Genomic DNA, 10,512 nt, shown 5'->3' on the forward strand with positions numbered 1-10,512 from the left:
GGACGCGGCCCAACGAGGAGAAATGACCCATGACCGGCAAAATCACGGCGCTTGATCTCGGCTCGGAAGAGTGGAGCGAACCGACAAAGGCCTATTTCGCCAAATGCGAGGAAAAGCTCGGCCTCGTGCCCAACGTGCTTAAGGCCTATGCGTTCGACGACAAGAAACTGCGCGCCTTCACCGACACGTACAACGACCTGATGCTGGGGGAGTCCGGCCTGTCGAAGCTGGAGCGCGAGATGATCGCGGTCGCCGTCTCCTCGATCAACCATTGCTACTACTGCCTGACCGCCCATGGCGCAGCGGTACGGCAACTCTCGGGCGACCCGGCGCTCGGCGAAATGATGGTGATGAATTTCCGCGCCGCCGATCTATCGCCCAGGCAGACCGCGATGCTCGAATTCGCCGTCAAGCTGACCGAGGCGCCGGCAAAAATCGTCGAGGCCGACCGTGCGGCCCTCCGCAACGCCGGCTTCAGCGACCGCGACATCTGGGACATCGCCTCGACCGCGGCCTTCTTCAACATGTCGAACCGCGTGGCAGCGGCGATCGACATGCGGCCGAACGACGAATACCACGCCATGGCAAGGTGAGGGGTTTCCTCACCCCGTAAGCAGGGCGAGAGAAATCAGCGCGCAGCGATCGCAGCTGCCGCGCCGGCCATTGTCGTCGCGCTGACACGGTTGGCGATCTTCATGGCGCGCTTGCTCTTCAACAGCTTGCGCGCCTGCGAGGCGGCAAGCACCCAGGCAAGATCGATGGCGATCAGCACCACCGCCATGGTGGCTGTCAGCTCGACCCAGCCGACGATGCTCACCGAAGCGAGGTCGATGATGGTCGGCAACAGCGCCAGGTAGAACATCATGATCTTGGGGTTGCCGAGCGTCACGGCCATGCCGGCGAAGAACAGTTTGACGGCCGAATCCTCGCGCGGCATCTCGCCCTCCCTGGCGTCGACAGGCGCCGTCCACATCTTCCAGGCGAGGTAGGCGAGGTAGGCGAGGTAGAGAACGCCGGCCCATTTCACCACGACAAAGGCGAAGTGGAATGTCTGCGCCACCACGGCAAGGCCGAACACCGCCAGCGACAGCCAGATGCCCTCGCCGATCCACATCGCAAGCAGAAACGGGAACACGTCGCGAAAACCCTTCGAAATGACGCGCGCCACGAGAGCCGCGATCGAGGGACCGGGCGACCCGGCCGCAACGAACAGGGCAGCGGCGAAGATGAGCAGCGATGTGAGGTGCATGGCGAAGATCTCCGCGTCAGGGCTCAATCAACTACAGATACTCGACAGCTGCAGCTCTGGTAAAGGCAGCCGCGATACGAGCCATTGGCGCTGACATGCCAATGCCTGGGTTCCTCGCCCCCGCAAAGCGGGGGAGAGGTGGCCGCGAAGCGGTCGGAGAGGGGGCCTGCGGCGCTGGTGAGTTTGCTCGAGATTCTTGTCAACGCCGAGCCTTCCCCCCTCTCCGTCTCGGCTGCGCCGAGCCACCTCTCCCCCACTCCCGTGGGGGCGAGGAAACCCAAGGCTTACGAAGCCCCTTGCAGACACTGCGTCGCATCGCTAGAAGACCCGTCCCGACATCCATTTCGAGCTTCATTTTGCCTCAGTAACCACCGGTCTCGCCAACTCCCCTGATCACACTTGGCAGGGCGCCGCATCAGCGGTGTCTGCTCCATTTTCACGTGTTCCTCAGGCGGCGGTTCGAGACCGGTTTGGCACTGCTGAACCGCTGTCGCGTGGCGCCGCCCGTGACATTTGACTTCCGACCATAGCTAGCTCTCGCCACGCCGTGCCCGCAGGGGCATCTCGACATTGCCGGCCTGAAGAACTTCCACACTGGAAGGTTTTTCGGCTTGTCTCAACATCTCGCTATCCACTGGACGATCGCGCCTCTCACCGCACCGCGCCCCCTGATCAACTGCAACCGCTGCGGCGGCGTGAAAGCCTATGGCTGCAGCGGCAAATTCCGCGTCAACGCCAATGGCAAGCGCATCGACGTGTGGCTGATCTATCGCTGCGTCGACTGCGACAATTCCTGGAATTTCGGCATTTTCGAGCGTTGCAACCGCCGCGACATCGACCCGGACCTGCTGCGGGCGCTCGAAGGCAACGATCCGGCGCTGGCACGGCGCCACGCCTTCGATGTCACAGCCCTGCGCAACAAGGTCGGCCGCGTCGAGGAATTTGCCGATGTCGCGGTGGGCAAGCGTGTGATCGGCGAAACCGTGGAAAATGCCACCACGCTGGAGCTACGGCTCGGCCTGGAAGTGCCGGTATCGCTCCGGCTCGACCGCTTGCTGGCAAACGAGCTCTGCATCTCGCGATCGCGGCTTCAAACGCTGGAGGAGCGGCGATTGCTGGCCGTCGACCCCGACGGAGCCAAGGCCTTGCGCAAACCGGCCCGCGAAGGCACGACGATCCGCCTCGATCTTGCCGGCGAACCCGACCGGCAAGCCATCCTCTCGGCGGCCGGGGCCTGAAGCAAGAAGGGCGAGGCACTTGTGTACCTCGCCCTTCTCCATTTCATGGAAACAGAAAAATTAAGCCGCGCCGGCCGCCTTGGCCGACTTCTCGAAACGCTTGCGCTCGTTGGGGTCGAGATAGAGCTTGCGCAGGCGGATGGTCTTCGGCGTCACCTCGACCAGTTCGTCGTCCTGGATCCAGGCCAGCGCGCGCTCCAGCGTCATGCGGATCGGCGGCGTGAGCTTGACCGCCTCGTCCTTGCCGGCGGCGCGGATGTTGGTCAGCTTCTTGCCCTTCAGCACGTTCACTTCGAGATCATTGTCTCTGGAGTGGATGCCGATGATCATGCCCTGGTAGACCTTGACGCCGGGGTCGATGACCATCGGGCCACGGTCTTCCAGGTTCCACATGGCGTAGGCGACCGATTCACCCTGTTCGTTGGAGATCAGCACGCCGTTGGTGCGGCCGGGCAGTTCGCCCTTGTAGGGCTCGTAGGCATGGAACAGCCGGTTCATCACGGCGGTGCCGCGCGTGTCGGTCAACAGTTCCGACTGGTAGCCGATCAGGCCACGCGTCGGCGCGTGGAACACGAGGCGCTGGCGGTTGCCGCCGGAGGGGCGCAGTTCGACCATTTCGGCCTTGCGCTCGGACATCTTCTGCACGACGACGCCGGCATGCTCTTCGTCGACGTCGATGACGACTTCCTCGACCGGCTCCAGCAACTCGCCGCCTTCACCCCGCTGCATGACGACGCGCGGACGCGACACGGCGATCTCGAAACCTTCGCGGCGCATCGTCTCGATCAGCACGGCGAGCTGCAATTCGCCGCGGCCCGACACGAAGAAGGAATCCTTCTCCGGGGATTCCTCGATCTTGAGCGCCACATTGCCCTCGGCCTCGCGCAGCAGGCGGTCGCGAATGACGCGGCTGGTCACCTTGTCGCCTTCGGTGCCGGCAAGCGGTGAATCGTTGACGAGGAAGGACATGGTCACGGTCGGCGGATCGATCGGCTGCGCATGCAGCGGCTCGCTCACCGCCGGGTCGCAGAACGTGTCGGCGACGGTGCCCTTCGACAGGCCGGCAATGGCGACGATGTCGCCCGCCTGGGCTTCGTCGATCGGCTGGCGCTCGAGGCCGCGGAAAGCGAGGATCTTGGAGACGCGGCCGGTTTCGATCTGGGTGCCGTCATGGTGCAGCACCTTGACCGCCTGGTTGGCCTTCAGCGTGCCGGATTCGATACGCCCGGTGATGATGCGGCCGAGGAAGGGGTTGGCTTCCAGGATGGTGCCGATCATGCGGAACGGACCGGGGTGGACGGTCGGCGCCGGCACATGCTTGACGACGAGATCGAACAGCGGCGCCAGCTGCTGGTCCTTCGGGCCTTCCGGATTCTCGGAAACCCAGCCATCGCGGCCTGAACCGTAGAGGATCGGGAAATCGAGCTGCTCGTCGGTGGCGTCGAGCGCGGCGAACAGGTCGAACACCTCGTTGACGACCTCGACATGGCGCGCGTCCGGCCGGTCGATCTTGTTGATGACGACGATCGGCTTCAGGCCGACCTTGAGCGCCTTGCCGACAACGAACTTGGTCTGCGGCATCGGGCCTTCGGCGGCGTCGACCAGCACGATGGCCGAATCCACCATCGACAGGATGCGCTCGACCTCCCCGCCGAAATCGGCGTGTCCGGGCGTGTCGACGATGTTGATGCGGGTGCCGTGCCAGTCGACGGAGGTCGCCTTGGCCAGGATGGTGATGCCGCGTTCCTTTTCAAGATCGTTGGAATCCATGGCGCGTTCGGCCACGCGCTGGTTGTCGCGGAAGGCGCCGGATTGTTTCAGAAGCTGGTCGACGAGGGTGGTCTTTCCATGGTCGACGTGCGCGATAATCGCGATATTGCGGAGGTTCATGGTCTGGTCTCGGGAGCGTTGCAGGCAGCTGGCCAAAGGCGCCGCCTCTTTCGGTTGCGCGGCTCATACAGGGTTTTTCGCATTTGCGAAAGAGGAAGCGCGACACCAAATACTCATCAAATCTTAACGGTCTCGGTGTGAAATGATTTTGTTAACCAAGGCGGGAACCATCCGGGGCCCGAGCAGTTCGAACGCCATGACCGACAAACTCAACCGATTCTGGCCGCTCATCGCGTCCGCCGCCTTTGCCGTGCTGCTGGCTGTGAACGCTGCGCAGTCGGCCGCCACATCCAATGAAGCACGGACTGTCCTGCCGGCCGACGCGCCTTCGGCCCAGCAGGTTTTCGCCGACGCCCCCGATGGCGTCGACCCGGTGGTGACCGGACCGGTCAGCACCGCCTTCAAGCAGAGGCAGGACGCCGCCAACTGCGATACCGCGGTCTGGCCCAACATTCCGATGATCTGCTACCCGGACTGAGACGCCTCCAAGGGCTGGCGGCGAGGTCGAAGCTGCTGATCTCCCTCCTCGAGGGGGAGATGGCCGGCAGGCCAGAGGGGGTCCTTGCGCGTGAAGCGCCGACTTCCAGCGTATGCGGCAAGAGAAAAGCAGAGCCCGGTCGGACCGACCCCCTCTGTCGCCTTCGGCGACATCTCCCCCTCAAGGGGGGAGATTAGCCCGCCTCAAGCCGCCTGTGGCTCCGGATCGAACGCCGGCCGGCTGGTGTTGATCAGCAGCGAGATACAGGCCGCCGCGATCGCCGTCATGCCGGCGATCAGGAACGCCAGTTCGTAATTGCCCTGCAATTCGCGCATGGTGCCGCCAAAGGCTGCCGCCGTGGCGGCACCGACCTGGTGGCCGGCGACGATCCAGCCGAAGACGATTGGCCCGCTGCGGTCGCCGAACGCCTCGTTGGCAAGCCGCAGCGTCGGCGGCACGGTGGCGATCCAGTCGAGGCCGTAGAGCACGGCAAAGATGATCAGGCTGGTCGCCGAGAAGCCGGAATAGGGCAGATAGATCAGCGACAGGCCGCGCACCGCGTAATAGACGCCGAGCAGCTTGCGCGGATCGAAGCGGTCGGTGAGCCAGCCCGACAGCGTCGTGCCGATCAGGTCGAAAATGCCCATCATCGACAGCAGGCCGGCGGCCTGCACCTCGCCGATGCCCATGTCGCCGCAGAAAGCGATCAGATGCGTGCCGACCAGGCCGTTGGTGGTGAAGCCGCAGACGAAGAAGGTGGCGAACAGATACCAGAACACCCGCGTGCCGGCGGCGCGGCGCAGCGTGTTCAGCGTATGCGCCAGGAAATTGCCCTGCGAAGCGGGCGACACCGGCGGCACGCCGTCGGCATCGGCGCCGTAGCGGACCATGCCAATCGAGGAGGGCCGCTCCGGCACCAGCAGCCAGACCAGCGGCAATAGACAGGCCGTGGCGACCGCGACGGCGATCGCCACCGGCTTCCAGCCGCCCGACTGGGCGAGCGAGGCGATCAGCGGCAGGAAGATCAGCATGCCGGTGGCGCTGGAAGCCGACATCAGCCCCATGACGAGGCCGCGATTGGTCTTGAACCAGCGGTTGACGATGGTGGCGCCCAGCACGCTGGCAACGGCGCCCGAGCCGATACCGGAAAACACGCCCCAGGTGATGAACAGGTGCCAGGGCTTGGTCATCAGGAGGCTGAGCGCGGTCGAGCCCGACATGATAACCAGCGCGGCGAGCAACGTGCGGCGCAGCCCGATCCGTTCCATCAGCGCGGCGGCGAACGGACCGGTGAGGCCGTAAAGCAGGATGCCGACGCCGGCGGCCAGCGAAATGACATCCCTGCGCCAGCCGAAACTGCTTTCCAGCGGCAGCATCATCACCGAAGGCGCCGAGCGCAGGCCCGCCGCGATCAGCAGGCAGAGGAAGATGACACCGACCACGACGAAAGCGTAGCGCTGGCCAAGGGGACGGGATTGAGCTACCATGTTACTGACCGGTACGTTGCAGATGCCGCATTCATACGTACCGATCGGTAACATTGTCAATCGAGTCCCGTAATGCCAAGCGACAAAAATATTGAACTTGCTATCAGCGAAGGTCATGCGTCGGCCCCGCCCAAGGCCGCCAAGAAGATCCTCGACGTCGCCTATGACCTGTTCTACCGGCGCGGCATCAGGGCGATCGGCGTCGACGAGATCGTCAAGCGCGCCGGCGTCACCAAGCCGAGCCTGTACCGCAGCTTTCCCTCCAAGGACGAACTGGCCGCCTCCTATCTCAGGCAGTACGATCTCGAATTCTGGCAGCGCTTCGACGAGGCGGTGGATGCCCATCCCGGCGACCCGCGCGCGCAGATCCGCGCCTTCCTCACCCGCGTCGGCAAGCGCACGCAGATGCCGCAATATCGCGGCTGCGGCATGACCAACGCGGCGGTCGAATATCCCGAGCGCGGCCACCCCGCGCGCGTAGTGAGCGAGGACAACAAGCGCGAGCTGCGCCGGCGGCTGCGCGTCATGGCCGCCGCGATGGGTGCTCCCGACGCCGACACGCTGGGTGACGGGCTGCTGCTGCTCATCGAGGGCGCCTATATCAGCGGCCAGCTGTTCGGGCTCGGCGGGCCGGCGCAGTCGGTAGCGGTGAACGCCGACCTGCTGATTGAAGCAAGCTTGAAGAAATAGCGTCAAACGATAGGCTGCCCCGGCCCGAACCGGAGATCTTCGTCATGCGCGCCATTCTGATCCCGCTTGCAGTTCTTGGCCTGTCGCAGGCGGCGCGTGCAGCCGACATATCGAGCGCCTATACCGACCTCGACTCGAAGAAGGACTGCGTGACCTACGCGCAGGCCGAACAGGGCGACGGCGAGTGGGCCGACCTCGCCTGCTCCGGCTATCGCGGCTATCCCGTGCTGATCGCCTATGACGACGCGCGTGAATCGCTGTTCTACGGCTTTCCGCCCGGCGGCGACATGACATCGGCCTGGGAAAGTTTTTCCGGCTTCAATTCATCCGAGACCAAGGTCGAGTGGCGCATTGAAACTACAGGCGACAGGGCCGTGCCTTTCGCGGTCATCCACCGCCGAACGATCAGCAACGCCGAGGACGGGAACAAGCCGACCGAGGTGCTGCTGGTCGCCAAGGTCGCCCAGATGGATGCGCGTGACGGCTGCACGGTTGGTCTGGTGATAGCCACCGGCAACCCCACCGCGAACGACCAGGCGCGCAAGCTCGCCGACGAAAAGGCAAAGAACTTCGCCTGCGGCAAGGACAAACGCGTCGTGATCGGCAATGTGCCGGCTTTTGGGCGGGTCGACAACTGACCGCGTCGGAGCGCGGCGCCGGCGCTACTTGATCTTCTTCGCCCGGTCGACCGCGTCCATGATCATCTTCTTGGCGTATTTGGAATCGTGCCAGCCTTCGATCTTGACCCATTTGCCGGGCTCGAGATCCTTGTAGTGCTCGAAGAAGTGCTGCACCTGGTGCCGGGTGATTTCGGGCAGATGCGTGTATTCGGTGACGTTCTCGTAGCGCAGCGTGAGCTTCGGCGACGGCACGGCGATGACCTTTTCGTCCTGGCCGGCATTGTCTTCCATGATCAGCACGCCGATCGGCCGCACATTGATGACGCAACCCGGCACCAGCGCGCGCGTGTTGCAGACCAGAACGTCGATCGGATCGCCGTCCCCCGACAGCGTGTGCGGCACGAAGCCGTAATTGCCGGGATAACGCATCGAAGTGTGCAGGAAGCGGTCCACGAACAGCGTGCCGGCCTCCTTGTCTATCTCGTACTTGATCGGCTCGCCGCCGATCGGCACCTCGATGATGACGTTGACGTCCTCAGGCGGATTCTTTCCGGTTGCTATGGCTTCAATGCGCATGGCTTTGTCCCTCTCTCGATCGGCAGGGCAATAGCGGGCGGCGCACAATGGTGCAATGCGGCGAATCGTGTTCGCGCATGCCAAGCCGCACGCGACGGCGCTTCGCGCGTTCAATCATCGCCACAACATGTTTCAGCGCCGTGATTTGGCGCCGAAAATGCCTGGAAACCGGCTTCGCTGCCGGCGAGACGGTCATTCCCAGACGAAAGCGACCTTCTTCAGGGCTTTCTGTTCGAATATCTCGACGCCTTCGGCGACGTCGCGGCCGCCGGCGCCGGCATAGAAGGCAAGCGCGCTCTGGTTGTCTTCAAGCGCCCACACAACCATACCTTTCAGGCCATGGTCGGCGAGCCGCGCCCGGGCTGCCGAAAACAGCCGCCTGCCGAGCCCGATGCCCTGATATTCAGGGCGAAGGTACAATTCGTAGATCTCGCCCTGCTGCCGGAGCTCGCGCGCCCGGTTCTTGCCGATCGTGGCGTAGCCGGCGATCGTGCCGCCGATCTCGACCACCAGCACGGTGGCGGCGCGGCGAATCGCATTCGCCCACCAGTCGGCGCCACGGCGGTTGATCATCGATGTCAGCGTGCGGTGCGGGATGATGCCGCTATAGGCTCCGCGCCAGGCTTCCAGATGCACTTCGGCGATGGCCGCAGCATCACGCGGATCGGCTTTGCGGATGTCTATCGTCAGCGTATTCATGATTTGTTAACCATAAACCCGCATGGCCCGATTGCAAGAGTCCGGGCGGCCCGCCAGCCGATTTCTCACAGCCGATCACGAGACTGCTGACATTAGGAAAAGCTCATCTGAGGGCACACGGGCTAGGTGGATTCCAAGCCCCGGCTTTCAGATTTCGACGAGGTGATCGTCGAGCTCGTTGATATCGCCCGGCGTGACCGGGAAATGCTCTGAAAGCACCACTCCGACCTGCCCGATCGCCTTGACGAACCCGTCGGCGAGCCGGTCGTCGCCGGCATGCGCGGTCAGGTCACGCACCACGCCGTCCCAGACATGCTGGCCGACACGGCCATCGATGCCGCTATCGGCGATGACTTCCGCGTAACGCTCGGCGATCGAGACGAAGACCAGCACCCCGGTGCGCGCCGCAGTGCGATGCACGTTGCGGGCAAGGAACTGCTTGATCGCATTGGCGTGCGCCGCCTGATAGCGCAGGCGCCTCGGCACCATGTGGATGCGCAGGCCGGGCAGCGCCCACAGCAGGGCCAGCACGCAGGCCAGCGCCAGGAGTTGCGCGATGACGAAATGCGGCAGGCGGATGGTCAGCCACCATGCCTCCAGACCATAGGCGACGGCGAGGCTGACAACCAGCATGCCCAGCGTCGCCATCAGCGCGGCGGGAGCGAAATAGCCGTCGCTGGAACGCGCGACGACGCAGTAGATCTCGCCATCCGTGGCCGCCTCGGCGGCGCGGATCGCGTCGGCGATGCGCTCATGGTCTTCCGGACTGATCGGTCGCGTCGCCATTGTCTCACCAGCTCCCGGAAGATCCACCGCCGCCGGACGAACCGCCGCCGCCGGAAAAGCCGCCACCGCCGCCGCCCGAGGACCAGCCGCCGCCGGAACTGCCGGAAGACCAGCCGCCACCCGATGAGGAGCTCCGGCCGGGTTCGAAGGTCATGCCCAGCCAGCGGTAGCGGCCGGGCCCAAGCTTCTGGCCGAAGATCGGCGGCAGGATCGAGGCGGCGATGCTGCCGAAGAAGATGACAGCCCAGACGGTGATGAAAAGCGCGAAGAACAGGTCGTCGGAATTGAACGGCGCCTGCTGGTTGCGCTTGCCGCGCGCCTCCAGCTCCTCCGGATTGCCTTGCAGCACCATGATCATGTCGTCGACGGCCTTGGAGATGCCGCCGGAGAAATCGCCGGCGCGGAAGGCCGGCACCATGTCGTTTTCGATGATCAGCTTGGTGTGCAGATCGGTCAGCGTGCCTTCGAGCCCGTAGCCGACCTCGATGCGCATCTTGCGGTCGTTGGGCGCGACCAGCAGAAGCACGCCGTTGTTTTCCTTCGCCTGGCCGAGTTTCCAGAAGCGGAACAGCCGGTTGGCGTAGGGTTCGATCTCCTCGCCGTCGAGGCTGGGAATGGTGGCGACGACGATCTGGTCGGACCCTTTGGCCTCGAAATCCGCGAGTTTCTGGGTCAGCGTGGCACGCGTGCCGGCATCGATGATGCCGGCACTGTCGACGACACGGCCGGTAAGGGCGGGGAGATCGGCGGCCAGGGCGAAGACGGGAAGGACGAGGCAGAAGACGCTCAGCAAAATGCC

At 64.3% G+C, this 10,512-nt stretch carries 12 protein-coding genes; 5 read left to right on the forward strand and 7 right to left on the reverse strand.

Features of this window, described 5'->3' with window-relative positions; genetic code table 11:
• The first annotated feature begins 29 nt into the window (after nucleotides 1–29).
• Nucleotides 30–593 (forward strand): peroxidase-related enzyme, encoded by a 564-nt coding sequence (locus J0I79_RS17745; protein ID WP_292861396.1) that lies wholly within the window; start codon nucleotides 30–32, stop codon nucleotides 591–593.
• A 35-nt stretch (nucleotides 594–628) separates the two neighbouring features.
• Here J0I79_RS17745 and J0I79_RS17750 read toward each other — a convergent pair whose 3' ends face one another.
• Entirely contained in the window at nucleotides 629–1,249 is a 621-nt protein-coding gene (locus tag J0I79_RS17750; protein ID WP_292861399.1) for a LysE family translocator, read from the reverse strand.
• Between the two features lie 611 nt (nucleotides 1,250–1,860).
• Between J0I79_RS17750 and J0I79_RS17755 the strand changes: the two genes are divergently transcribed.
• Entirely contained in the window at nucleotides 1,861–2,487 is a 627-nt protein-coding gene (locus tag J0I79_RS17755) for a DUF1062 domain-containing protein (RefSeq protein WP_292861402.1), read from the forward strand.
• A gap of 60 nt (nucleotides 2,488–2,547) precedes the next feature.
• Here J0I79_RS17755 and typA read toward each other — a convergent pair whose 3' ends face one another.
• Complete coding sequence (gene typA, locus J0I79_RS17760; RefSeq protein WP_292861405.1) at nucleotides 2,548–4,377, reverse strand: translational GTPase TypA; 1,830 nt, start codon at nucleotides 4,375–4,377, stop codon at nucleotides 2,548–2,550.
• Nucleotides 4,378–4,573: 196 nt separating this feature from the next.
• On the opposite strand from typA, the gene J0I79_RS17765 reads away from it, so the two are divergent.
• Nucleotides 4,574–4,855, forward strand: coding sequence for a hypothetical protein (locus J0I79_RS17765; protein ID WP_292861408.1), 282 nt, complete (start codon nucleotides 4,574–4,576; stop codon nucleotides 4,853–4,855).
• A gap of 203 nt (nucleotides 4,856–5,058) precedes the next feature.
• Here J0I79_RS17765 and J0I79_RS17770 read toward each other — a convergent pair whose 3' ends face one another.
• Nucleotides 5,059–6,342 carry an MFS transporter gene (locus J0I79_RS17770; RefSeq protein ID WP_292861411.1) on the reverse strand — a complete coding sequence of 428 codons (1,284 nt, stop codon included), beginning with the start codon at nucleotides 6,340–6,342 and terminating at the stop codon, nucleotides 5,059–5,061.
• Between the two features lie 72 nt (nucleotides 6,343–6,414).
• On the opposite strand from J0I79_RS17770, the gene J0I79_RS17775 reads away from it, so the two are divergent.
• Together J0I79_RS17775 and J0I79_RS17780 are read left to right on the forward strand one after the other, a co-directional pair.
• Nucleotides 6,415–7,032, forward strand: a complete 618-nt coding sequence (locus tag J0I79_RS17775) for a TetR/AcrR family transcriptional regulator (RefSeq protein ID WP_292861414.1) — start codon at nucleotides 6,415–6,417, stop codon at nucleotides 7,030–7,032.
• A gap of 44 nt (nucleotides 7,033–7,076) precedes the next feature.
• Nucleotides 7,077–7,670 carry a hypothetical protein gene (locus J0I79_RS17780; protein ID WP_292861417.1) on the forward strand — a complete coding sequence of 198 codons (594 nt, stop codon included), beginning with the start codon at nucleotides 7,077–7,079 and terminating at the stop codon, nucleotides 7,668–7,670.
• Between the two features lie 24 nt (nucleotides 7,671–7,694).
• Here the strand turns inward: J0I79_RS17780 and ppa are convergent, their stop codons facing one another.
• From ppa to J0I79_RS17800, 4 genes are all read right to left on the reverse strand, one after another.
• Complete coding sequence (ppa, locus tag J0I79_RS17785; RefSeq protein WP_292861420.1) at nucleotides 7,695–8,228, reverse strand: inorganic diphosphatase; 534 nt, start codon at nucleotides 8,226–8,228, stop codon at nucleotides 7,695–7,697.
• Between the two features lie 192 nt (nucleotides 8,229–8,420).
• Nucleotides 8,421–8,927, reverse strand: coding sequence for a GNAT family N-acetyltransferase (locus tag J0I79_RS17790; RefSeq protein ID WP_292861423.1), 507 nt, complete (start codon nucleotides 8,925–8,927; stop codon nucleotides 8,421–8,423).
• Between the two features lie 147 nt (nucleotides 8,928–9,074).
• The gene (locus J0I79_RS17795) at nucleotides 9,075–9,713 is read right to left on the reverse strand and encodes a TPM domain-containing protein (protein WP_292861426.1); all 639 of its coding nucleotides are present in this window, start codon (nucleotides 9,711–9,713) and stop codon (nucleotides 9,075–9,077) included.
• Between the two features lie 4 nt (nucleotides 9,714–9,717).
• Nucleotides 9,718–10,509, reverse strand: coding sequence for a YgcG family protein (locus J0I79_RS17800; RefSeq protein WP_292861429.1), 792 nt, complete (start codon nucleotides 10,507–10,509; stop codon nucleotides 9,718–9,720).
• Nucleotides 10,510–10,512 lie beyond the last annotated feature (3 nt).

Origin of the sequence: Mesorhizobium sp. (assembly GCF_017306585.1) — a bacterium.
Classification (GTDB): domain Bacteria; phylum Pseudomonadota; class Alphaproteobacteria; order Rhizobiales; family Rhizobiaceae; genus Mesorhizobium.